The organism is Sphingobium agrisoli, from assembly GCF_041877245.1.
Lineage (GTDB): Bacteria > Pseudomonadota > Alphaproteobacteria > Sphingomonadales > Sphingomonadaceae > Sphingobium.
In genome coordinates this window covers 91,916-115,507 of the sequence record NZ_JBHDJI010000006.1, presented here as the reverse complement: position 1 = coordinate 115,507, position 23,592 = coordinate 91,916, and the positions used below count along the sequence as shown (strand labels likewise).

The following is a 23,592-nucleotide window of genomic DNA, read 5'->3' as shown; positions in this document are numbered from 1 at the left end:
ATGGCGGCAGACCCCGGCACCGCCTCCGCAGCTACGGTGCGCGCGGCGCTGACGCGCCGGGCATGGAACGGCGCCGCCCATGTGGTGACCATCGGCGAGGAAAGGGTGATCCGCTGAAACGGAAAGGAGTGGAACAGCCTTTCCGAGGTCGCCCGCGCCATCACCGGCACGCGATGGTCGGACCGACCTTCTTCGGTTTGAAGAGGCGAATGGCGGCATACAGGCCATCCGCTGTGCCATCCATACCCGCAAGTCGAGCGAGGAAGGGCTGGAGCAGAGCGTCAACCCGCTCGACGCGCAGCGCGAGGCCCGCGCCGCCTATATCCTCTCCACGGGCGAGGGAGGGGTGGGTCGAGGTCCAGACCCGCTATGACGATGGCGGCATCTCGGGGGGGGGTACGTTGGGGCGGCCTGGCCTTGAGGCCCTCATGGCGGACATCGCCTTGGGGCTGATCGACATCATCGTCGCCTACACGGTCAATCGCCTCACCCGATCGCTGCTCTCCTTCGCCCAGTTCGAGCACGAGGTCAGCGCCGAGCGCGTCCGCGGCACGATCGCCGCCTAGTGCGCCATGGGTGCGCGGAGAAAGGACCGGAAATTTTGGGCTAATTACTCGGTGGCACGGTCTCAGCGGTACGGAATCACCTGCTGAACGGCGCGGAACTGCGCCGTTTCCGCCAAGAGAAAATGCGACGTACGGACATGTCCAGACTGGGTGGCGGAGCGGGAGTCCGCTATATAATGGCGGAAAGCCGTCGATTATTGCCCACATGCAGACGTTCGGCCAACATACTGGCCATCATAGCGCCGCCCCCAAAGCGCGCACCCCCTGTCTAGCGCGAACGGCACCGAACGCGAAGTCGCAATCGCAACCATCGACGGCATTATGGTCGAAACGCTCGTTGAACTTGCCGTCGTATCTTGCTTTGATGCGGAGAACGAAACGGGGGTGTCGGTATGGCGAGTGCGATTGGCCTACGCGGGTATCTAATTACAGCACATAAGAAGGGCGACCGCGCGCTAGTGCCATTCGGCGCGAAGGAGTTCAACGTTGCCCCGCCGCAATTTTTCACGAACTTCGTGGCCGGGCACGCCTCGGTCGTCCAGAACGCGGAGAAGGAGCGTAGCTGGTATTTCGAAGAGCATGAAAGCGACGGCGTAGGGAACAGCAAGGGCTACACGCACTACGGCACATTCGGATTTGAAAGCAACTTCGTTGATAGCAAGACGAAGGAGAAGAATTACCGTCGCAAGGTTGATGATATCGAAGAAATCCCGCTGTTCTACGAACTGTGGTGGCCGGAAAAGAAGAATTTTTGCTTCGCGGCATTCCAGTCGTTCCAAGGCCGGTCCTGCATCGGACTTGTCATGGATCAAGCGCAAGAAGAGTTCGCCGCGCTCAACCCCGGTTATGTGTTGAAATATCAGAAGCTGCTGCCAAGCGAGGGTAGCAGCCTATACAGCAAAGCGCCGGTCAAAAGGCTTCGTCTCATCAAGCGCAACGCGCCGCAGGACGTAACCGATCGCTACCTTGGCAAGCGAGTGCCGGACAAGGTGAACTTTGAAGTGCGGCTTTCCACGAACCGCAACAAGGTGCTTGGATCATTCGGCGAAATCACTGGCGCACTGAAGAAGAGCGACGCGGGCTTGGTTCTACACGACGGCATCGAATTTACGGAGGCTTACGCCGACGTGAAGATTGGCGGCAAGTATCGGCCTGTTGGCGTATTTGGCAGCGATACGAACGCTGGTGTAATTGACATTACCGAAGACATTGTTCGTGGGGATGATGGCCATCCGACGTTTGATTCCTTGACCGAACAGTGCGACAAGATACTGTTGGACTTCTTCGATGTGCTGACGAACAAGAAACAATGAAGATTAACGTTGCATCCATCGTTAGGGATCACTTCGATACCCTATACGACAGCCGAAGCAATCGCGCGTCGCTGTTTGACTTTGCCTTGTTTTACGGTTTGCCGGTTAGCGCGGCGGGCGCTTCATACTACGTCGGTTTGCGCCTGAAGCCGGAAGCTTACAACATATCTATTACATTCTTCGGCATCTTCATCGCGTTGATATTGAACATTCAGGTAGCGATGTTTTCGATCTTCCAGCGCAAGTGGGAAGTCCCAGCCGATAAGCGCGTTGCGAGTTCAATGGCGGATACGCTGGCGGATCGAAAGAAGCTACTTATCGAATTGAACGCTAACCTGTCTTATCTCATTCTCGTTTGCTGCGTTGCCTTGGTGCTGTCGCTGCTATCGTTTATCAAGTCATACGACAACGGCGTCATTCCAGCGGTGATGGTGTTCCTCTACGCCCATTTCCTGCTAACGCTGTTGATGGTCGTCAAACGCGCCCATGCCCTGTTCCACAAGGAATATCGCGACAGCCCCAGTTGATACGATGGCGGACCTATACTCCGCCCTGTAGCGTCGCAAGCTGCGGCAAATGCTACGTTTTTTCTTGTTAACGACGTTTCGGCCAACATTTCGGCCACCATTGTGCGGAAAAGCCCGGCCCAACGCTGGCACCTACGTTGAACCGGGCTTCCCAAAGCGCGACGGCAAGGAAGGAAGGCGAGACGCCGCGCTAAGGCAGGAACGGAAGCCGATGACCGATAGCGACCCGTTCCTTGGCCGACAGGTGCCATGTGGGCACGACCAGCAGGGGAACAGCGTCAAGGTCCACGCCGGACGCCCCTGCGGCGTCCACGGCGGCGGCTAGGGTCATGTTGGGCGACGGGATGCCCACAAGGGCGCAGGGGCGCGCCTGCCAGCCATCCTGCGTCCGCCACGTCGGGTCTAGGCCAAGCCGGGCGTCTTCCATCTTCGCCACCATGTGCCACAGGCGGTCGAACGCGCGGCCCTGTCCCGATGGCGGCGATAGGTCCGCAACCGGCGGAAGGTTCAACGCTTCGGCCTGCGATTGCGACACGAACAGCGGCAATGCCTGCGGGTCGAAGTCCGACGTTGGCAGCGTGTCGAAATCCCAAGGCAGGATTTCGGCGTATCGACCGACGACGACCATTTCGACGGAATGCGGGATAGGCTTGCCGAAGAAGGTCCGCCGGGGCGGCTTCGCTGAACATGGCGACGGGAACGACGCGCTGGACTTGTCCAACCAGCGCGCCAACTCCGCAAGCCGTTGCTCCGCTAACGTCACGACGGCATTTCAACATACGTCCGAACCTTCGCCAGTTCGAACGGGCTGAAATACGACGACCGCACTTGCGCGATGAACGCCGGATACCGCTTTGCCAGCGCGTCCAGCTTGTGCGACTTGTCGATGTAATCCAATGCCTGTGGCGCGAACTTCTCAACCGCCTTTTCGGCGAAATCCATCGCGTCCGCCTTCGGCAATCCCAGAAGCCGCCAGCTTGTGTTGTAGATCGCGACGGCGAAATCCGGGTCTTCGGTGACGGCTTCGCGAATGGCTTTGTAGCCGTTGCCTTCGCCGTTCTTGGCTTCGCGGGCGATCCAATCGACGGCGCGAAGATAGACGCCTTCACGCTGCGGGTTCGGCGTGAAAGTGTCGTTCATGAACTTTGCTGAAGCTTCGACGTAGCCTTTGGCCTTGGATTCGATAAGGCGTTGCACCCCTTCGGCGGCTTCGATGATGCGACCGGCCAGCTTCGACGCTTCCTGATGCTTCAGCGGCAAGGTGCGAACTTCGTCCTGCGTCAACCGCGCGATGAACTGCGATCCTTCCCGCGCCTTGCCCTGAAGGTTCGTGATGGCGTTGCTGACTTCCGCATCGAATGCGTAGCCTTCAGGATTGCCGGTCATCGCGTTTAGCTGCGTCGGCAACTGCGTGTTTTGATGGAAGGACACGGCTTCCGGGGTTGCGACTAATGATACGTTGGGCGTTACGTCGGCCATTGGGTGCTTCCTTCAGCTTGCGAGTTTCGGTGCGGGCGTCGGCGACAAGGCGGCGCTGTTGTTCTGCCCACAGGGGTTCAAGGTCGGCCAATTCGTCGTCGGTCGCGCGGGCCGGTAGGACGATGCACGACGCCGGGGCGCGGCCATGTCGTGCGACGAAGCGTCCGATGGCCTGTTCGTCGGTTTCGCCAGTGGCCACTTCGATGACGTGCGGCACGATGGCGGCGCGGCCCTGTTCAAGCCGGGCGATGCGACGGGCGATGGCACTGGCCATGTCACCGGCCCGCCTCCAACGCCGCAAGCCGCGCTTCCAAGTCCGACGTTTCGTGAATGCGCGCAATCAGCGACAGAATGTGCGCCAGCTTCGACCCGTCGCCTACGTCCACCAAGCCCGACCGGCATTCGCGATAGACCCGCTGAATTTCCCGGTTCACGTCCGCCACGCTGGACAGCTTGCACCGATACCGCTTGGCGGCGGCAGGGGGAGGGGGCGGCGCTGAAGCCCCCGGCTTTCCGTCGTTTTCTACGCCTGAAGTCCACATATTCCCGCCACCAAGGCCAGCCGAATTGCCCGTTGAACCGCAGAAATATGGCTGAAGCCCTGCCAATGTCAAGTAAGCACCATTTACAATCAAAGTATATCTTAAATTACGCTACATGATACTTGGCAATATACGTTGACTCATACGATGTTTGTAAATGTCGTCTGGCACTAGAAGGCGATCAAAGCTTGCGCCACGACGACGAAGTTCACGACGAATATCGCTTCGAACGCCCGGTAGCGTTGCCGCCGCGAGCAAGATTACGCCGTCGTGTTCAATATAGTCGTATCCCGTCTTCGTGCGTAGGACGTGTAGGCAGGCCAGCCGGAGCATCATGTGATACTGCGGGAAATAGACGTGCGTGTGGTTCGTCAGATGGACGGCGCATTCGCGCTTACGACGTTCCGACAACCGATTGAACTTCGCATCGCCTAGCTTCGATAGGAAGATTTCTGCGCCAATGCGTTCGTCGTTCGTCAGATAGACCAACCCGCCAACGAGGATCCCGGCGCAAGCTTCGATGTAGCGGGCGGTCAGGTATTCGTCGGCCTGCTCCGCCTGACATACGCCGTTGCCGATCATCTTTTCTTCGGTGCGGTCCAGCGCCCCGCTTATGATTGCGTGAAGGCTGTCGTTGAAAGGTTGGGGCTTCATTGCGGCGTTCCTTCGCAGCTATGTTGGACGGTATGTTGGCCGGTTCGCCGACTACGGCGTAGAACGCGCGCAAACCCGATGATCGACGGCGGATATTGTGTCCGCCGTTGTGCCCACAGGATGGTCATGGGCGATGCGTCCCGCCCCAAGCGGGGGCGCTTTCGCCCCTAGCGGGTATGGGGGACTCTGCGGCACGATGTTCGAACAAGTTGGAACAACGGTTTTCTGCGGAGTTGGAAGAAGTTGGAAATTCGCCGGAAGTGGAGTTGGAAGGCATGTTGGAAGTGGAGTTGGAAGTCGCCGCCGCGACGATGACCCGCTTCGATTTCGACGCGAAGCCAACCGCCTGTTCGCCGATGCGCCCGGTGCTGAACAGCCGGTCCATAGCGACGGCGAACTGTTGCTTGGTGAAGCCTTGGGCGTCGGGATGCTTCGCGAACAGCTTCGGCGCATAGTCGATGGACTGCGGGGCGCGGGCTACGGTCTTCCCGCTGGCGTCGAATGCGGCAAGGATTTGAAGGAACAGTTCGTCGGCTGATTGATCGTTGGCCTTCCGCTTCGCCGCTGCGGTGCCGACTGTGCCGACGATGACGAATGCGCCGCGTTCCCACTTCACGCTGATTTGCTGCCCGACCGCGCCATAGTTCGCCTTCATCACTTCGATGGTCCGAAGGTCGGATTGATCGTCGCGTTTCATGTAGAGCCGCGACCGGACGCTGTTATTCCACACCGTCGAACCCGACAGGCCCGACCCGTTCGACATGCCGTTTACCGATGGATGCGCCAGCAATACGACGGTCGTTCCGAAGTCGATTGCGATGGCGCGAAGCATGGCAACGAACTGGCGCACTTGGGCGCGGTTCACTTCGTCGCCGCCGAACAGGTCCGCCAACGTGTCCAGGACGATCAGCGTTGGCCGGTGGGCCTCCACATGGGCGCGCACGGCGGCATAAACCCCTGTGGGCACCAACACGCGCCCGCCCGGCCCCGGCGCTGCCATGAGCGCGTCCAGCCCGGCCAACGACGATATGGCCAGCCGGTCGAAGGCGGACAGCGGCACATGCTCCGCGTTGGCTATGTCGGCCAAGCGGCGGTGAACTTCGTCAAGGTCGTCTTCAGCCGTGAGGAACAGCGCGCCGCCGGGTTGCTGGATAGCTACGCCGAACCATGCGCGGCCCAATACGGTGCCGACTGCCAACTGAAGCGCGACAAGGCTTTTGCCGGTGCCGCCATCGCCGCCGAACAACGTTACGGTGCGCGCCGGGATGATTTCGGCGACATGCCATAGCCGCTGCTGAACGGGCTTGCCGTGTAGCGCGCTGGCCATGACGACGGGCAGTTCGTCGGGCGACGGCGCTTTGAACAGGTGCGAAAAGTCCATCGTGGCGACGGTGCGGTCAAAGGCGCGTTCGATGGTGCGACGACGATAATCGACGCGATGCTGCGTCTTGTCGCGCTGCCCTTGCGGGCTGGCCAGCCATAGCCGTTCAATCTGCGCCGGGTCTTTCGTCCAGAACGCGAGAATGTTCACTAAGGCTTGGTCGATGGCTGAACCCGACGTGTCGCCGGTAAGGTCCGACGCATCCCCGTTCCAAAGCCGCTTGAATTTGCCGCCGTCCGCTGCGTTGGTCGCACGGTTGAATATCGCGTCGTCGGTTTCGGTAGCCGCTTGATAGACCGCCGCGCCGTCGAAGGTGTTGGCCGATGCGCCGCCTAATTCTGCCCACAGTATGCCGAACAATTCGGTCCTGTCCGCGATTGGCACCGGGCGGATTACGTCGCCGGTCATCGTCATAAACCGATGGGACGTATAGACTTCGACGCCACCGCGCCTGCGGCCATTCGCTACGCCGGGCGTTCGCACGATGACATGCGCGCCTTTGCCGCTTGGACTGCGTTCGGTGTAGCTGTCGAATGTCGCTGCGATGTTCTGTTGCCGCTCAAACTCCGCTTGCGGGTTCGCGTGAACGGCGTTGCCTGCGGCGTCCGTCTTCCACGGGTCGTCTAGGTCGATGAAGCCGAACGGGTCGTTGACCGACAGCATGAAGCCTACGCCAGCGACTTCGCCGGTTTGCGCGACACGACACGCGGTGTCGAAATCGCACCATGTCGCCGGATCATCGACGGATGCGCGTTGCCCCGTGTGGGCATTGTAGGGAACCTTGGTCGGCTTGCCGTCGCGGTATTCGGCCTTCCAGACGACGAATTGTTTGAACGACTTCAAGTCGTCAGGAATGTTGTGAAGCACGATGCACCGTCCGACGATACGAGTTACGCGGCGGCGCTGCGCTGGCGGTGAAGGTCATTCACAAGGGCGCGGATTTCGTCGTCAGACTTGCCAGCGATACGGGCGTTCAAGACGGCCTGAACTTCGCGTTCCGGCCAAACCGAAACTGCGCCGATCTTTAGGGGCTTGGGGAAGGTGCCGCGCTTCACGTCGCGGTAGATGGTGGAAGGGGCGAGGCCGGACAGCGCGCGGAGCGTCCCGGCGTCCTGTTCGCCCTTCTTGGGCATCCGAAGCATGGTGTTCACGGGTAGTTTCCTGTGGCGTCGTGTAGAGCCACAGGGATTGCGGGTTCAGGCGCGCGAATGCTGCCAGCAAACCCGGCGATTTACTGGCAGCGGGCTTCCCGTAGGCCGTCGCGGTATTGATCGCGCCACGATTGAAGCTGACTGCGTTCAACATCGACGCCGGTTTCGGCCTGATATTCAGCCATCACTGTGGCCAAGGCCGCTTCGGCGGGTTTGTCCCCAGCTTCGAGACTGTAAACGCGCTCGCCCCAAACAAGCCATGCGTCGGGCGCGTGGCGGTGATGTTTACGACCGCGACCGGCCTTCAGGCCAAGGCGGCGCAACAGTTCGTTCGAGTCTTGGTTCGCATACTGGATCGCATGGCCTAGCCATTGCGCCAGATATGGCGGCAACGCTTCGCCAGCTTCCAAATGTTCGTTGATGGTCGCAAGCTTCGTCCACGGGTCGTCGTTCCGGCCTTCGGGGTTCGCTTCAAACCCGCCGTAGGGCATCTTTGCCATTACGCCGCACCCTTCATCGCTACGACGTTACCGCCGGGCTTTTCGACCGTGGCGCAATACGTCGCCCAATCCGCCATAAGCTTCGCCCGCTTCGGCAGTTGGGTGCGGCGCTGATACGACGCTTCGACCTTATCGGGCAGTTGGTGCGCCAAGGCATGTTCGGCGACTTCGCGCGGATAGTTCGTCCGGTCGGCGACCCATTCGCGGAACGTGGACCGGAAGCCGTGGACCGTCACGCCATCCTTGCGGCCCATGCGCTTCAGGACCGCGCCTAGCGTCATATCGGACATGGTGCCGCCCCGTGGAGCCGGGAAAACGTAGTTGGACCCCTTCATGCGCGGCATGGCCTCTAGGATCGCCACGGCGGCGTCTGACAGCGGCACGACGTGTTCCTTGCCCGCCTTCATCCGGTCAGCAGGCACGGTCCATAGCCGCTTATCAAGGTCGATTTCGTCCCATGTCGCGCCGCGAACTTCGCCGGAACGTGCGGCGGTAAGGATGGCAAATTCCAGCCCGCGCGCTGCGGTGCCGCTGCGCTTGGCCAGTTCGACCATGAATGCGCCAACGTCCGCATAGTCCATTGCGGCGTGATGCTCGACCTTCCGAAGCTTGCCACGCTTCGTCAGATCGTTGTCCAGATGGCCTTTGAACCGGGCGGGGTAATGGCCGCTGCGAAGTTCGTGGAAGGTCGCCCAACCAAGAATGCGTTCGATGCGACCGCGTAGGCGGCTGGCGGTTTCGTTCTTCGTATCCCACAGGGGCTTGGGGCCGTCCTTCGTTTCAACGTCCTGTTTCAACACGCGCAACACGTCGTCGGTGTTCACCGCGTCAATGGGCAGTTCGCCGATCAGCGGATAGGCATAGGTTTCCAGCGTCGCCGACCATTGCTTGACGTGCTTCGCGTTGGAGTTTTCCCATTCGCCTTCCTGCGATTTGAGAAATTCAGCGGCGCATTCCTTGAACGTCTTCGTCCGCACGACCGCGACAAGCTTCGCCTGCGCTTCGGCTTTTTGCTGTTCGATAGGGTCAATGCCCTTGCGGATCATGCGACGGATGACGCGGGCGCGGTTGCGGGCTTCGAACAGCGTCATGCCGGGCGCTTCCTCCGCTTCGGCGTCCGTCATGTTCTTCTTCGGATTATACGGCCCAAGGCCAATGTCCCGGCGGCGTTCGCCAAGCTTGTAGCGCAGCGCCCACGACTTCGACGCGCCTTCGATCCGAAGGTGCAATCCGGCGCAATCTTCGCCGCCAACCATGACGCGACGGTTCGTCTTGCCGTCGCCCTTCAGCTTCTCGACCGCCGTTGCGGACAAAGGTTCAATCGCACCGCGTGACATACGCCATCCTTGGCCAACTTACTGGCCAACATAAAACCATAGATTTGGATGCGCGGCAATGGGCTTCCGTGGACACGGATCGCCGTTAACCCTCTATTTTTCGGGGCTTTCGTAGGTGTCTGTGGATGCCGGTAGAGGCCGGGGTGGCGGAGCGGGAGGGATTCGAACCCTCGATACGCTTTTGACGTATACTCACTTTCCAGGCGAGCGCCTTCGACCACTCGGCCACCGCTCCGCATGCGCTGGAAGGCGGCTCCCTATCGTGCGCGGCGGGGGGTGGCAAGGGGCTTTACATCATTCGGCCGAGCGGCTCTGATGGCGGCATGATCCCTCGCGCCGTCCCTGCCTTAGCCATCATCGCCCTTGCCGCCGCGCCCGCGTCGTCGGCCGATAAGCCGACCACGCCGGCCGCGGTCGTGGCGGCTGCGCCGGCTTCGCAATGGCAGGAGATTGCGGCCGAGGATCTGCTGGTCATGACGATCGAGGACGGGCGGCGCGTCGTCATTCAACTCGCGCCGGGATTTTCGCCGACCCATGTGGGCAATATCCGCGCGCTGGCGCAGGCGCATTGGTGGGACGGCACCAGCATCAACCGGGTGCAGGACAATTATGTCGTGCAATGGGGCGACGCGACCGAGAAGAAGTCGCTGCCGCCCGGCCTGTCGCCCACCAGTCCGGCCGATTATGTCCAGCCGATCGCCAACCGGCGGATGCGGGTAACGCCGTTGCCTTATCCCGATCCCTATGCGCCTTCGACCGGCTTCGTCGCTGGATGGCCGGTGGCGATGGACGGGAACGGGGTCTGGCTGCCGCATTGCTACGGCTTCGTGGGCGTGGGGCGCAACATGTCGCCCGATGCGGGCACCGGCGCGGAGCTTTACGCCGTGATCGGTCAGGCGCCGCGCCAGCTCGACCGCAATATCGCCGTCGTCGGCCGGGTGATCGAGGGCATGGCCCATCTGTCCAGCCTGCCGCGCGGATCGGGCGACCTCGGCTTCTACACGCAAAGCGAGCGCAAGGTGCCGATCCTTTCGGTCCGCCTTGCCAGCGACATGCCGGCAGCCGAGCGGCCGCGCTTCGAGGTTCTGAACAGCGATCTGGACAGCTTTACGCACTATCTGCGGCTGCGCGCGAACCGGAAGGACGACTTTTACGACCGGCCGGCAGGTGGCGTCGATCTGTGCAACGCGCCGGTGCCTGTCCGGCCCATCCCCAAACCCTAAAGCCCGCGCAGCCGGTAGCCGCGCCAGTCGCGGATGCGGCGGATCGCGAAGCTGGTGCGGATCGCCGACACGCCGGGCAGGCGCGCCAGACAGTCGCGATGGATGGCGTCGAAGCCGCTGAGGTCGGCCGCCGCCACCCGCAGCAGATAATCGGCCTGGCCCGCCATCAGGTGACATTCGAGGATTTCGGGAAAGTCGGCCACGGCCGCCTCGAACCGGTCCATCGCCTCGCGGCTCTGGCTGGTGAGCGAGATTTCGACGAAGGCATGGAGCGCGAGGCCCAGCGCGGCGGGATCGAGCCGGGCGGCGTAGCCGGCGATCAGGCCCGATTCCTCCAGCAATTTGATGCGGCGATGGCAGGCGGAGGCGGAAAGGCCGATGCGGTCGCCAAGATCGGCCATGGATCGGCGCGAATCGGCCTGGAGCGCTTCCAGCAGCGCGATATCGAACCGATCCATGCAATATCATCCCGAAAAAGGCGCGAATAATCGGATAGCATCCTGAACGCACGTGATAAAGCCCCTGAATGAGGGAACATCCGCCGCCGCCACTGCGCTATGATGCGGGAAGGGAAGGGCGCGCCGCGCCGGGGAAGCATGGAGAGCCAGGATGATCGTCGGCACCGTCAAGGAAATCAAGAATCACGAATATCGCGTCGGCCTGACGCCCGAGAGCGTGCATGAGCTGGCCGCGCACGGCCATCGCGTGCTGGTGGAAAGCGGCGCGGGCGAAGGCATCGGCGCGAGCGACGATCAATATGTGAAGGCTGGCGCGGAGATCGTCGCCACCGCCGCAGAGATCTTCGCCACCGCCGACATGATCGTGAAGGTTAAGGAACCGCAGGCAGCGGAGCGCGCGATGCTGCGCCCCGGCCAAATCCTCTACACCTATCTGCACCTTGCGCCCGATCCCGATCAGACGCGCGACCTGATCGCATCGGGCGCCACCTGCATCGCCTATGAAACGGTGACCGATGCCAGCGGCGGTCTGCCGCTCCTCAAGCCCATGAGCCAGGTCGCGGGCCGCATGGCGATCCAAGCGGGCGCGACCGCGCTCGAAAAGGCGCATGGCGGGCGCGGCGTGCTGCTGGGCGGCGTGCCGGGCGTGCTGCCTGCCAAGGTCGCGGTGATCGGCGGCGGGGTCGTCGGCTTCAACGCGGCGCAGATGGCCGCTGGCCTGGGCGCCGACGTCACCATCCTCGATCGCAGCCCCGAAGTGCTCGAAAAGCTCGGCATGTATTTCGAGGCTCGGGCCAAGACGCGCTTTTCCAACAAGGCGAACCTGGCCGAATGCGTCGCCGAAGCCGACCTCGTCATCGGCGCGGTGCTGATCCCCGGCGCGGCCGCGCCCAAGCTCGTCACCGCCGACATGCTCAAGACGATGAAGAAGGGCGCGGTGCTGGTCGATGTCGCGATCGACCAGGGCGGCTGTTTCGAAACCAGCCATGCGACCACCCATGCGGAGCCCACCTATGTGGTCGATGGCGTCGTCCATTATTGTGTCGCCAACATGCCCGGCGCGGTGGCGCGCACCAGCACCTACGCACTCAACAATGTGACGCTGCCGCACGCGCTGCGGATCGCCGAGCTGGGCTGGAAGGAAGCGCTGCGCCGCGACCCGCATCTGCGCGCCGGGCTCAACGTCTGGGACGGGAAGATCACCTATCAGGCGGTGGCCGACGACCTTGGCCTGCCCTATACGCCCGCCGACGAGGCGGTCGCCTGATCGCTTGGGCATCGAGGGCTGGACAGGGGACGTTTGATGCAATTCATGTCGGAAGAGGAATCGGCGCGTCTCGTCTCCCACGACATGGCGTTCGCGGCGGCGCGGGAAGCGATGATCGCGGTCGTCGCCGACGCGGTCATCTTTCCGGCGGTGATCGCGCACGGGTCGGCTCCCTCCAACCGCTTCTCGGTCAAGTCGGCGTCGACATCGACCTTTGCCGGGCTCAAGGTCGGTTCCTTCTGGCCGGGCAATGGCGAACGCGGCCTGCCGCGCCATAACTCGCTGACCCTGCTGTTCGACCAGCAGGTCGGGCGGATCGAGTGGGTGATCGAGGCGGGGGTCGTCAACGCCTACCGCACCGCCGCCGCCGATGCGGTGGCGGCCGATGCGCTGGCGCGGCCCGATGCATCCGTGCTCGCCATGTTCGGCGCGGGCAACCAGGCGCTGTACGAAGCCGTTGCGATTGCGCGGGTCCGGCCGATCGAAACGACACTGGTCGTGGCGCGAGACCCGGCGAAGGCCGATGCCTTCATCGCGGCGCTCGCGGAGCAAGGGCTGGCGGCGGCGGTCGCCGACCCGGAAACGGCCTGCCGCCGCGCCGACATCGTCGTGACGGCGACCCCGTCGCGCGCGCCCCTGTTCGATGCGGACTGGATTCGCCCCGGCACCCATGTCGCCAGCATGGGGTCGGATGCGGCGGGCAAGCAGGAACTGCCGCCCGCGCTCTTCGACAGGGCGGCCTTGTTCTGCGACCTTCCCGCCCAGGCTGTCGTGATGGGCGATCTCCAGCATTTCACCGGCGACCGCAATCGGATCGTTGCGATCGGCGACGTGCTGCGCGGCGCGGCGGCGGGCCGGACATCGCCCGATCAGATCACCGTCTTCGACAGTTCCGGCATCGCGCTTCAGGATTTGACCATCGCGCGCAAGCTGATCGCCGCGCGGGGATGAACCGGCGGGCGGCGGTAGATCGTGCCGCCGTTCACGCGATATAGGCCAAGCTGTGCCACGCACGGGGCCAACAATAACAGGATCGCGCCGTTATGTGGCGCTACTCTCCGTAGGAACGACGCCGCGGTTGCGGGTGGGTGATGCCGGGCGGTGGCGCGGCATGATCTTCCGCGTATCTCCGGCGTCGGGGCGATCAGCTTTACCGACAAGGGGGTTCCCGTGACGACACTCAGGCCCAAATATATCAGCTTCGACTGCTACGGCACGCTCATCAACTTCGAGATGGCCCCGGTCGCTTGCCGCGTCTATGCCGACCGGCTGTCGGGACAGGCGCTGGAGGATTTCGTCGAATATTTCTCCGCCTACCGGCTCGACGGCGTACTGGGCGCGTGGCGGCCCTATCGCGAGGTCGTCGCCGAAGCCTTGCAGCGTGCGGCCAAGCGCGCGGGCATCGAATATCGCGATGCCGATGGCGAGGCGCTCTATGCCGCCATTCCGACCTGGAACCCCCATCCCGACGTGGTCGAGCCGTTGAAGCGCGTGGGCGAGAAGATTCCGCTGGTGATCCTGTCCAACTCGATGGTGGACCTGATCCCCTATAGCGTCGAAAAGCTGGAGGCGCCGTTCCACACCGTCTGCACGGCGGAAGAGGCGCAGGCGTACAAGCCCCGGATGCGGGCATTCGAATATATGTTCGACACGCTGGGCTGCGGGCCGGAGGATGTGCTGCACTGCTCGTCCAGCTTCCGCTACGACATGATGACCGCCTATGACATCGGCATCAAGGACAAGGCGTTCGTCAATCGCGGCCATGAACCGCTGAACGCCTATTATGAGGTGCATGACATTCCGAACCTGGGCGGGCTCCCCGGCCTGGTCGGGCTGTGAGCGCCGTCATCGAACAGACGGTCGGCGCGGTTATGGACATGCGCGCCTATGCGGCAGGGACCGCGCCGTCGGCCGACTGGTTCGCCGGCCGCAAGGCGCCGGCCTTCGCCGACGAAGCAGCGCAGGTGTCGGCCTTCGCGCTACGCGGGCAGGGGGAGGTCGCAGGTCTGGCGGCGGATGAATTCGTGCTGGTGCTGAAGGGGTCGCTTGCGATCGATAGCGACGCCGGCACGCTGACGGTACTGCCCGACAATGGCGTGGTGCTGCCGGCGGGGAGCGATTTCCACTGGCGCGCGTCGGACGACATGCTGGCGATCATCTATTCCGCGCCGACGCAGGGGCCGGGGAGCGCCACCGCGCCGACCCCGATCGATCTCGATGCCGAACTGACGCCGTCGGGCGCGCCCGCGCCCGAAAATCTGATCGGCCCGGTGCCGTCCTGCCGCAATCATAGCGACTATCTGTCAGCGAACGGCGAGTTCGTGTGCGGCATATGGGATTCCACGCCCTATCACCGGCGGCAGATAGCCTATCGCCAGGTCGAACTGATGCTGTTGCTGGAGGGCGAGGTGCGCTTCAGCGATGCGGGCGGCAGCGTCGCCTTTCAGGCGGGCGATGTCTGCATGTTCGTGCGCGGCGACGGCTGCGCGTGGCTCAGCGAGACCTATGTGAAGAAGATCTACGCCACGCAGCGCCCGCTGTCCTGACCGACGGCAGCATCTGTCGCAAAGCCGCCGCGTCGCCGCAGTTGTGGTTGGCCGGCGCGGCGCTTTTGGACGATGGTGCCAGGGCAGGCGTGGATAAATGGTGCAAGTGCGAATGGGCGGGAAAGGCGGGCGATCTATGACGGACGGAAGCGCTGCTGCGGTCGGCCTGACCGATGCCATTCCGCTGACGCGCGATCATCTGCCCCAGGCGCTGGTGCTGTCGCAGGCGGTGCAATGGCCCTATCGCGCGGAGGATTGGGCGTTCGCGCTCGATCTTGGCCGGGGTTTCGGGGTCGAAATGGACGGGCGGCTGGTCGGCACGGCGCTCTGGTGGCCCTATGGCGACGATTTCGCGACGACGGGCATGATCATCGTGGCGCAAGACGCGCAGCGACGCGGGATCGGCGCGCGATTGATGGATGCGCTGCTCGCCGATGCGGCCGGGCGGCGCGTCATCCTCAATTCGACCGATGAGGGGCAGGCGCTCTATCGCAAGCGGGGCTTTGCGCCCTTCGACAGCGTGATCCAGCATCAGGCGGTGCTGGGCCAGGTGCCGGCGATCGATCCGGCCGTGCCGCTGCGCGCCGCCACCGCCGATGACCGCGCCGCGCTTCTGGCGCTGGACGAGGCGGCAGCCGGGATGGAGCGGACGGCCTTGCTCGACGCCTTGTTCGCGCTCGCCGACGTGCTGGTGGTGGAACGAGACGGCGCGGCGGCGGGCTATGGCTGCGTGCGCCGCTGGGGCCGGGGGCATGTCGTGGGGCCAGTGGTCGCCCGCAGCGATGCCGACGCCAGGGCGCTGATCGCGGCGCTGGCCGCGCGCCATGTCGGCGATTTCGTGCGGATCGATGTGTTTCGGAGCGGCGGGCTCAGCCCATGGCTCGAAAGCCTGGGCCTGCCGCAGGTCGGCGAGGTGCTGTGCATGGCGCTCGGCGCGCCGCCGCAAGCGCGCGACGGCGTTGCGCTCTACGCTCTTTCGAACCAGTCGCTCGGCTGAAGGGGGAATGATGACGACCGATAGCATCGACACGCCGGCGCTGCTGCTCGACCTCGCAAAGGTCGATCGCAACATCGCGCGGCTGCGCGGCCGGCTCGATGCGCTGGGCGTCGCCTTCCGCCCGCATGTCAAGACCGCCAAATCGATCGAGGTGGCGCGGCGGCTCTTCCCTGCGGGCGTCGGGCCGATCACCGTGTCGACGCTGGCGGAGGCGGACTATTTCGCGGCGGGCGGTTTTACCGACATCACCTATGCCGTGGGGCTGGGGCCGGACAAGATCGGGCGCGCGCGCGATCTGGTCGCGCGGGGCGTGACTTTGTCGGTACTGATCGATTCTGTCGCGCAGGCCGAAGCCCTCGCCGAGGCCGCGCGCGATGGCGGGGCGATGCCGCGCGTGCTGATCGAAATCGACTGCGACGGGCATCGCGGCGGGCTTTTGCCGGATGATCCCACGCTGCTCGCGGTGGCGGACATCGTGCGCGATGGCGGCGTGTCGTTGGCCGGGGTGCTGACCCATGCGGGCGAATCCTATGGCGCGCGGGGCGGCGTCGGCCTGCCGGAAGCGGCCGAGGCGGAACGCGTCGCTGCGGTCGCTGCAGCGCAGGCGTTGCGCGCCGCCGGCCATGCCGCGCCGGTGGTCAGCGTCGGATCGACGCCCACCGCCCATTTCGCGCGCAACCTCGACGGCGTGACGGAGGTGCGGGCGGGCGTGTTCATGTTCTTCGACCTCGTGATGCACGGCATCGGCGTGTGCGCGATCGAGGACATCGCTCTGTCGGTGGTTGCGACGGTGATCGGCCACCGGCCCGAAAAGGGCTGGATATTGACCGATGCCGGCTGGATGGCGATGTCGCGCGACCGGGGGACGCAGAAGCATCCCGTGGATCAGGGCTATGGCCTTGTCTGCGACATTGATGGCACGCCCTTCACCGACCTGATCGTCGCCGATGCCAGCCAGGAACATGGCATCCTGGCTGTACGCGAAGGCAGCGGCGCAAGCCTTCCTGACCTTCCCATCGGCACGCGGGTCCGCATCCTGCCCAACCATGCCTGCGCCACCGGCGCGCAGCATGACGCCTACCGGGTGATCGAGGACGGGCGCGCCATCGCCGCCACCTGGCAAAGGATGCGCGGATGGTAATGGAGACCCGGCCATGAAGATGACTTCCTACTGGCTCGACACCGCCAAACCCTTCGCGTCGGGCGCGCAGGGCGGGCCGCAGGGAACCGCCGATGTGGCGATCGTCGGCGCGGGCTTTACCGGCCTGTCGGCTGCATTGGCGCTTGCGAAGAAGGGCGCGAAGGTCGTCGTGCTGGAGGCCGACCGCGTCGCCGGTGCCGCATCGGGGCGCAATGGCGGCATGTGCAACAATGGCTTCGCGCAGGACTATGCCGGCATGGTCGCCAAGCTGGGCCGCGAACGCGCCAACATGCTCTACCGCGCCTTCGACGCCGGGGTGGACAAGGTGGAATCGATCGTCCGCGAAGAAGGCATCGACTGCCATTTCGCCCGCGTGGGCAAGCTCAAGCTCGCCGCCAAGCCCGACCATTATGACCGGATCGTCCGCTCGCAGGCATTGCTGGCGCAGGAGGTCGATCCCGAAACCCGGCTGGTCCCCCGTTCGGAGATGCGCGCCGAAATCGGGTCCGACGCCTATTATGGCGGGATGCTCTATCTGAAGGGCGCGAACATGCATATGGGGCAGTTCGGCCAGGGGCTGGCGGAAGCCGCCGCCCGCCACGGCGCGCTGATCCACGAACATAATCCTGTCACGGCCATGAAGCGGCTGGCGGGACAGGCGCATGAGCTGACGACCCCGCACGGCAGCGTGCGCGCCAGCCAGGTGCTGCTGGCGACGGGCACGTCGGCGGTCGGGCCGCTCGGCTGGTTCCGCCGCCGGATCGTGCCGGTGGGGGCGTACCTGATCGCGACCGAACCGCTGCCCATTGATCTGCTCGACCGGCTGACGCCGCATCGCCGCAACACCACCGACACGCGCAATTTCGTCAGCTATTTCCGCACCTCGCCCGACAACCGCATCATCTTCGGCGGGCGCGCGCGCTTTTCGGGGCGAAGCGATGCGGCGTCGGACGCGAAGAGCGGCGTCATCCTGCGCCAGTCGATGATCGGCGTCTTTCCCGAACTGGCCGACGCGCGGATCGATTATTGCTGGGGCGGGATGGTCGACATGACCCGCGACCGGCTGCCGCGCGCGGGCGAGCGCGACGGCATCTTCTACTCGATGGGCTATAGCGGCCATGGCACGCATATGGCGACCCATATGGGGGCGATCATGGCGCAGGTGCTGGACGGCCGCGCCGACCTCAACCCTTGGCGCGATTTCGACTGGCCGGCGATCCCCGGCCATTTCGGCAAGCCCTGGTTCCTGCCGTTCGTCGGCGCCTATTATCGCTATCAGGACTGGGTGAAATGAGCGACCTCGACCTGGATGCGGCGATCGCGCGGGGCGGGCAGGCCTATATCGGCGGCGCGTGGGTCGACCTGCGCGATGGCGAGATGCTGCCGGTGGTGAACCCGGCCACGGGCGACGTGGTGGCGAACGTGGCGGCGGGCACGGCGGCGGACCTCGACCGCGCGGTCGCCGCTGCTCGCGCCGCCTTTCCGGCCTTCGCCGCATCGCCGGTCGAGGATCGCCTCGCCCTGCTGGAGCGCATCCACGCGCTGATGCTCGACCGCGCGGAGCTGCTGGCGCAGACTTTGGTGCTGGAGATGGGCGCGACGATCAGCCATGCCCGCGCCGCGCATATCCCGCTCGCCGCCGCCCATGTGCAGGCGGCGATCGACGTGCTGCGCGACTATGATTTCCTGACGCTGCGCGGATCGACCGCGATCGTGCGCGAGCCGATCGGCGTGTGCGGCCTCATTACGCCCTGGAACTGGCCGCTTTACCAGATCGCCGCGAAGGTCGCGCCCGCGCTCGCCGCCGGATGCACGGTGGTGCTGAAGCCCAGCGAACTCTCGCCGCTGAGCGCGATCCTGTTCGCGCAGATCGTGCATGATGCCGGCGCGCCTGCCGGCGTCTTCAACCTTGTCAACGGCACCGGCGCGGAGGTCGGCGCGGCGATGGCGGCGCATCCCGATGTCGACATGATCTCCATCACCGGCTCCAACCGCGCCGGGGTACTGGTGGCGCAGGCGGCCGCGCCGAGCGTCAAGCGCGTGACGCAGGAGCTGGGCGGCAAGTCGCCCAACCTGATGCTGCCCGACACCGATTTCGCGAAGGCGGTGCCACTGGGCGTCCTCTCCGCCTTCCGGAATGTCGGCCAGTCGTGCAGCGCGCCCACCCGCATGATCGTGCCGCGCGATCGGCTGGGCGAGGTCGAGGCGATCGCGCGGGCGACGGCGAAGGCGATCGTCGTCGGCCAGCCGGGCGATCCGGCGACCGAGATGGGGCCGATCGCCAATCATGCCCAATATCGGCGCGTGCAGGCGATGATCGCGGTCGGCGTCGAGGAAGGCGCGCGGCTTGTCTGCGGCGGGCCGGGGCAGCCCGAGGGTCTGGCGCAGGGCTTCTTCGTGCGCCCGACCATCTTTTCCGACGTCGCCAGCCCCATGCGGATCGCGCAGGAGGAAATCTTCGGGCCGGTGCTCGTCATCATCCCCTATGACGATGTCGACCAGGCGGTGGACATCGCCAACGACACCATCTTCGGCCTGGGTGGTCATGTGCAGGGCACGGACCTTACCCAGGCGCGCGCCGTCGCCCGCCGCATCCGCACGGGCCAGGTGCACATCAATCATCCCGCCTGGGACGCGCATGCCCCCTTCGGTGGCTACAAGCGCTCGGGCAACGGGCGCGAATATGGCGCCTTTGGCTTTGAAGAATTTCTTGAGGTGAAGTCGATCCTCGGCTTCGCCTGACCCGCCCCTCACTGGAGACCCGTTCCATGCCCGCCCCGCTGCGCTACATCGAATCGTCGCCCACGCTTCCGGCGGAAGCCGATGTCGTCGTGATCGGCGGCGGGATCATCGGCGCGTTCACCTCCTATTATCTGGCGCAGCGCGGCCTCAAGGTGGCGCTGGTCGAAAAGGGCGTGGTCGGCGGCGAACAGTCGAGCCGCAACTGGGGCTGGTGCCGCCAGCAGAATCGCGACGAACGCGAATTGCCGCTCGCCACCAAGGCGCTCGATCTCTGGCAGGCCTTTGGCGAGGATACCGGCGAAGATACGGGTTTCCGCCGCTGCGGCCTCTTCTATGTCAGCAACAATGACGAGGAACTCGACACCTGGGCGCGCTGGGGCGACTATGCGCGGTCGGTGGGCGTGGCGACGCGGATGCTGTCGGCGGAGGAAGCGACCCGCGCCGCGGGCTTCACGCGCGGCAGCTGGAAAGGCGGGGTCCATTCGCAGAATGACGGCATCGCCAATCCGGGGCTTGCCGTGCCGGCGGTCGCGCGCGCGCTGATGCGGATGGGCAGCACGGTGCATCAGGCCTGCGCCGCGCGGGGGATCGAAACCAGCGGTGGCGCGGTGAGCGGCGTCGTGACCGAGCGCGGCACGATCCGCACCAGGCTCGCCATCCATGCCGGCGGCGCCTGGGCCTCCTCCTTCATGCGCCAGCTGGGCGTCGATTTCCCGCAGGCGACCGTCCGCCAGACCATATTGGCGGTGGGCACGAGCGGGCTCGACCTGCCCGACGCCTTCTACACCCAGTCGCTGTCGATCACCCGCCGCGACGATGGCTGCCACGCGCTGGCGATCAGCGGCCGGGCGAAGGTCGATCCGACGCTCCAGTTCCTCCGCTACCAGCACAAATTCCTGCCGATGTTCACCAAGCGCTGGCGCAGCCTGTCGCCGGGCGGACTGCACGGGCTGCGCGGACGGCATGAAGGCATGGGGCGCTGGCGGCTCGACGGGCCGACGCCGATGGAGCAGGTTCGCATCCTCGACCCGATCGCCGATCCCAAGACGGTGCGCCTGACGCTGAAGCGCGCCGCCGCGCAGATCCCGGCGCTGGGCTCCGTGCCCATGGTCGCATCCTGGGCGGGCTTCGTCGACAGCACCCCGGACGGCGTGCCGGTGATCGGCGAGATTCCCAAGATCCCCGGCTTCATCCTGGCCGCCGGCTTCAGCGGCCATGGCTTCGGCATCGGGCCGGGCGCGGGGCATCTGGTGGCCGACATCGCATCGGGCCACACCCCGATCGTCGACCCTAAACCCTACCGCCTGTCGCGCTTCAGCGGCAGCGGAAAGATCGACGTTTCGGATTTCTGAGGGCCCCGCACGTTCATGCCGCGCGGCTCCCGCGATTCACAATATTGCGCCGGGGTGTCATGCGATTTTGACGTAATATTTCCGTAACCGGGCCTAGCCTGATCTGTAACAAGAGGCAGGAAAACCGCCCCGGCAAAGGCTTCCGACGCAGGGCCATAAGGTTCGCGCGGGTATAAAGGCCAGCCCCCGTTTCGCAGGACATCAGGGAACAGCGATCTTATTAGGGGTATCACATCATGCGCATGTCATCGGCCCACCGCTTTGGTTTTCTCGCCGGTTCCGCCGCCATAGCCCTTTCCGCCGCGCCCGCCGCGCTGGCGCAGGCACCGGCCGAGCCCGCCGCCGAGAGCGACATCGTCGTCACCGGGCTCAAGCGGCAATATTTCGGCGACACGCCGGTCAAGGAAATCCCGCAGGCGGTGCAGTTTCTGGAAGGCAAACTGCTCGACGATCTCAACATCACCCGTCTCGACACCGCGCTCGAACTGGCGAGCGGCGTGTCGCGCCAGAATAATTTCGGCGGCCTGTGGGACAGCTTCGCCATTCGCGGCTTTGCCGGCGACGAAAATTTCCCGAGCGGCTTCCTGGTCAACGGCTTCAACGGCGGGCGTGGCTATGGCGGCCCGCGCGACGCATCCAATGTCGAGCGGATCGAAGTGCTCAAAGGCCCCAATTCGGCGCTGTTCGGGCGCGGCGAGCCGGGCGGCACGGTCAACATCGTGACCAAGAAGCCGACCTTCAAGGAAGGCGGCAGCTTCTCCGTATCGGCCGGCCGCTGGGAAACCTACCGGGTCGAGGGCGATTATAACCTGCCGCTGTCCGACAGCGTCGCCGTGCGGATCAACGGATCGTCCGAGCAGGCGGACAGCTTCCGCGACACGGTAAAGACCCAGAAATATACGGTCACCCCGTCCTTCCTCGCGAAGCTGTCAGATGCCGACATCTTCACCTACGAGCTGGAATATGTGAACCAGGAAGTGCCGTTCGAGCGCGGCGTGGTGGCGATCCCGACCGTCGGCGCAGGCGGCGCCATCAGCTATAATCTGGGCGCAATCCCCAACAGCCGCTTCTTGGGCAACCCCAATGACGGCCCGACCAAGGTCGAGGTGCTGGGCCACCAGGCGCAATATCAGCATGATTTCAGCGAGGATTGGACGCTGATGCTGGGCGCGGGGTACAAGGACACCACGTTCGAGGGCTTCTCCAGCGATCCCGAACTGGTGCTCGGCCGGCAGCGGCTCGACAATGACGGCCGCACCCTGTCGCGCCAGCGCCGCTTCCGTGACTACAGCACCACCCATATGGTGTTCCGGGGCGAAATCAGCGGGAAGCTCGCCATGGGATCGATCATCCACAATATCCGCGTCGGCGCGGACTGGGACAAGTTCAAGATCAAGACCTTCCAGACCCGCTATCGTCCCAGCGCGGCCGACGTGTCCTATGCGATCGACATCTTCAACCCCAATTACAATATCCCGGCGCCGACCCCGACGGTGGTGATCCAGAACTCCACCGAAATCCAGAAGGCCTGGGGCATCTACGCGCAGGATCAGGTGGAAATCACCGAGCAGTTCAAGGTCCGGTTCGGCGGGCGCTACGACGATTTCAGCCAGGATATCGACCTGCGCCTCAACAACACCAATCCGCGCAAATCCTACACCAAATTCAGCCCGATGGCGGGCGTCGTGTTCGAGCCGACCCGCAGCCTGTCCTTCTATGGCAGCTACGGCAAGGGATTCCGCCCGAACAGCGGCGTCGGCTTTGACGGCCAGCCGTTTGAGCCTGAAATCAGCGAATCCTACGAAGTCGGCGCGAAGTTCGTGACGCCCGACGGGCGCATCACCAGCACCGTGTCGCTCTACAAGATGAAGAAGGACAATGTGCTGACGACCGATCCGGCCAATGCGGGCTTCTCCAAGCCGGTCGGCTCCGCCAAGAGCAAGGGCATCGAGTTCGACCTCAACGCCAAGCTGCCCGCCGGGTTCGAGCTTTTCCTCACCTACGCCTATACCGACGCGGAATGGGCGACCAACGCGCTCGATCCCAATTTCGGCTTCCAGATCCGCAAGGGCGATCCGCTGATCAACATTCCCAAGCATCAGGGCAATGCCTTGCTGTTCAAGAATTTCTCGATCGGCGATCATGAAGCGATGCTGGGCGCGGGCGTCACCCATGTCGGCCGCCGCCTGGGCGAAACCGCGACGACCTTCTTCCTGCCGAGCTACACCATCGCCAAGGTACTGGGATCGTTCAACATCACCGACCAGATCAAGCTGTCGGCCGATGTGACCAATGTGTTCAACAAGAAATATTATGCCAGTTCCTACGCGGCTCTGTGGATCGCGCCGGGCGCGCCCCGTTCGTTCAGCGTGCGGGCGAGCTTCAACTTCTGATAGAGAGCCATGCCGCCGGCGTT

The 23,592-nt window shown here is 64.3% G+C and carries 24 protein-coding genes and 1 tRNA gene; 14 read left to right on the top strand and 11 right to left on the bottom strand.

Annotated elements, in window-relative coordinates:
• The first annotated feature begins 62 nt into the window (after positions 1–62).
• The 3 genes from ACETPF_RS11735 (at position 63) to ACETPF_RS11725 (ending at position 2,406) form a co-directional block, all read left to right on the top strand.
• Positions 63–566, top strand: coding sequence for a recombinase family protein (locus ACETPF_RS11735; protein ID WP_373934660.1), 504 nt, complete (start codon positions 63–65; stop codon positions 564–566).
• Between the two features lie 392 nt (positions 567–958).
• Positions 959–1,879, top strand: a complete 921-nt coding sequence (locus ACETPF_RS11730; RefSeq protein ID WP_373934659.1) for a hypothetical protein — start codon at positions 959–961, stop codon at positions 1,877–1,879.
• Positions 1,876–2,406 carry a hypothetical protein gene (locus ACETPF_RS11725; RefSeq protein WP_373934658.1) on the top strand — a complete coding sequence of 177 codons (531 nt, stop codon included), beginning with the start codon at positions 1,876–1,878 and terminating at the stop codon, positions 2,404–2,406. The genes ACETPF_RS11730 and ACETPF_RS11725 overlap by 4 nt, the downstream gene beginning before the upstream one ends.
• 190 nt (positions 2,407–2,596) lie before the next feature.
• On the opposite strand, the gene ACETPF_RS11720 is transcribed toward ACETPF_RS11725, so the two are convergent.
• The 10 genes from ACETPF_RS11720 to ACETPF_RS11675 all read right to left on the bottom strand — a co-directional run bounded on the left by ACETPF_RS11720 (position 2,597) and on the right by ACETPF_RS11675 (position 9,685).
• Positions 2,597–3,034 carry a hypothetical protein gene (locus ACETPF_RS11720; protein ID WP_373934657.1) on the bottom strand — a complete coding sequence of 146 codons (438 nt, stop codon included), beginning with the start codon at positions 3,032–3,034 and terminating at the stop codon, positions 2,597–2,599.
• 131 nt (positions 3,035–3,165) lie between these two features.
• Positions 3,166–3,792 carry a hypothetical protein gene (locus ACETPF_RS11715; RefSeq protein WP_373934656.1) on the bottom strand — a complete coding sequence of 209 codons (627 nt, stop codon included), beginning with the start codon at positions 3,790–3,792 and terminating at the stop codon, positions 3,166–3,168.
• Positions 3,776–4,159: a hypothetical protein gene (locus tag ACETPF_RS11710; protein WP_373934655.1), complete on the bottom strand. Its 384-nt coding sequence runs from the start codon at positions 4,157–4,159 to the stop codon at positions 3,776–3,778. Before ACETPF_RS11710 ends, ACETPF_RS11715 begins: the two co-directional genes overlap by 17 nt.
• Position 4,160: 1 nt before the next feature.
• On the bottom strand, positions 4,161–4,319 hold the full coding sequence (locus ACETPF_RS11705) for a hypothetical protein (RefSeq protein WP_169800566.1): 159 nt from the start codon (positions 4,317–4,319) through the stop codon (positions 4,161–4,163).
• 219 nt (positions 4,320–4,538) lie between these two features.
• Complete coding sequence (locus tag ACETPF_RS11700) at positions 4,539–5,081, bottom strand: hypothetical protein (RefSeq protein WP_373934654.1); 543 nt, start codon at positions 5,079–5,081, stop codon at positions 4,539–4,541.
• A 124-nt stretch (positions 5,082–5,205) separates the two neighbouring features.
• Positions 5,206–7,305 (bottom strand): phage NrS-1 polymerase family protein, encoded by a 2,100-nt coding sequence (locus ACETPF_RS11695; protein WP_373934653.1) that lies wholly within the window; start codon positions 7,303–7,305, stop codon positions 5,206–5,208.
• 47 nt (positions 7,306–7,352) lie between these two features.
• Positions 7,353–7,604 carry a helix-turn-helix transcriptional regulator gene (locus ACETPF_RS11690; protein WP_373934791.1) on the bottom strand — a complete coding sequence of 84 codons (252 nt, stop codon included), beginning with the start codon at positions 7,602–7,604 and terminating at the stop codon, positions 7,353–7,355.
• Between the two features lie 89 nt (positions 7,605–7,693).
• Positions 7,694–8,113, bottom strand: coding sequence for a hypothetical protein (locus ACETPF_RS11685; RefSeq protein ID WP_373934652.1), 420 nt, complete (start codon positions 8,111–8,113; stop codon positions 7,694–7,696).
• Positions 8,113–9,450 (bottom strand): tyrosine-type recombinase/integrase, encoded by a 1,338-nt coding sequence (locus ACETPF_RS11680; RefSeq protein ID WP_373934651.1) that lies wholly within the window; start codon positions 9,448–9,450, stop codon positions 8,113–8,115. The genes ACETPF_RS11685 and ACETPF_RS11680 overlap by 1 nt, the downstream gene beginning before the upstream one ends.
• 144 nt (positions 9,451–9,594) lie before the next feature.
• Positions 9,595–9,685: transfer RNA gene (locus ACETPF_RS11675), tRNA-Ser, on the bottom strand.
• A gap of 88 nt (positions 9,686–9,773) precedes the next feature.
• Here ACETPF_RS11675 and ACETPF_RS11670 point away from each other — a divergent pair.
• Entirely contained in the window at positions 9,774–10,673 is a 900-nt protein-coding gene (locus tag ACETPF_RS11670) for a peptidylprolyl isomerase (protein ID WP_373934650.1), read from the top strand.
• On the opposite strand, the gene ACETPF_RS11665 is transcribed toward ACETPF_RS11670, so the two are convergent.
• Positions 10,670–11,131 carry an Lrp/AsnC family transcriptional regulator gene (locus ACETPF_RS11665; protein WP_373934649.1) on the bottom strand — a complete coding sequence of 154 codons (462 nt, stop codon included), beginning with the start codon at positions 11,129–11,131 and terminating at the stop codon, positions 10,670–10,672. The two genes, ACETPF_RS11670 and ACETPF_RS11665, sit on opposite strands and share 4 nt — an antisense overlap.
• A 151-nt stretch (positions 11,132–11,282) precedes the next feature.
• On the opposite strand from ACETPF_RS11665, the gene ald reads away from it, so the two are divergent.
• The 10 genes from ald (at position 11,283) to ACETPF_RS11615 (ending at position 23,569) form a co-directional block, all read left to right on the top strand.
• Positions 11,283–12,398 (top strand): alanine dehydrogenase, encoded by a 1,116-nt coding sequence (gene ald / locus ACETPF_RS11660; RefSeq protein WP_373934648.1) that lies wholly within the window; start codon positions 11,283–11,285, stop codon positions 12,396–12,398.
• A 36-nt stretch (positions 12,399–12,434) separates the two neighbouring features.
• Positions 12,435–13,349 (top strand): ornithine cyclodeaminase family protein, encoded by a 915-nt coding sequence (locus ACETPF_RS11655; protein WP_373934647.1) that lies wholly within the window; start codon positions 12,435–12,437, stop codon positions 13,347–13,349.
• Positions 13,350–13,568: 219 nt separating this feature from the next.
• Positions 13,569–14,237 carry a haloacid dehalogenase type II gene (locus ACETPF_RS11650; protein WP_373934646.1) on the top strand — a complete coding sequence of 223 codons (669 nt, stop codon included), beginning with the start codon at positions 13,569–13,571 and terminating at the stop codon, positions 14,235–14,237.
• On the top strand, positions 14,234–14,944 hold the full coding sequence (locus ACETPF_RS11645) for a cupin domain-containing protein (RefSeq protein ID WP_373934645.1): 711 nt from the start codon (positions 14,234–14,236) through the stop codon (positions 14,942–14,944). Before ACETPF_RS11650 ends, ACETPF_RS11645 begins: the two co-directional genes overlap by 4 nt.
• 136 nt (positions 14,945–15,080) lie before the next feature.
• Positions 15,081–15,941, top strand: coding sequence for a GNAT family N-acetyltransferase (locus tag ACETPF_RS11640; protein WP_373934644.1), 861 nt, complete (start codon positions 15,081–15,083; stop codon positions 15,939–15,941).
• 10 nt (positions 15,942–15,951) lie between these two features.
• Positions 15,952–17,082 (top strand): alanine racemase, encoded by a 1,131-nt coding sequence (locus ACETPF_RS11635; protein WP_373934643.1) that lies wholly within the window; start codon positions 15,952–15,954, stop codon positions 17,080–17,082.
• Between the two features lie 13 nt (positions 17,083–17,095).
• A complete protein-coding gene (locus ACETPF_RS11630; protein ID WP_373934642.1) occupies positions 17,096–18,376 on the top strand; it encodes an NAD(P)/FAD-dependent oxidoreductase in 1,281 nt (426 codons plus the stop codon).
• Positions 18,373–19,824 (top strand): aldehyde dehydrogenase family protein, encoded by a 1,452-nt coding sequence (locus tag ACETPF_RS11625; protein ID WP_373934641.1) that lies wholly within the window; start codon positions 18,373–18,375, stop codon positions 19,822–19,824. The genes ACETPF_RS11630 and ACETPF_RS11625 overlap by 4 nt, the downstream gene beginning before the upstream one ends.
• Before the next feature lie 26 nt (positions 19,825–19,850).
• Complete coding sequence (locus ACETPF_RS11620) at positions 19,851–21,176, top strand: NAD(P)/FAD-dependent oxidoreductase (RefSeq protein ID WP_373934640.1); 1,326 nt, start codon at positions 19,851–19,853, stop codon at positions 21,174–21,176.
• 236 nt (positions 21,177–21,412) lie between these two features.
• The gene (locus ACETPF_RS11615) at positions 21,413–23,569 is read left to right on the top strand and encodes a TonB-dependent siderophore receptor (protein ID WP_373934639.1); all 2,157 of its coding nucleotides are present in this window, start codon (positions 21,413–21,415) and stop codon (positions 23,567–23,569) included.
• Positions 23,570–23,592 lie beyond the last annotated feature (23 nt).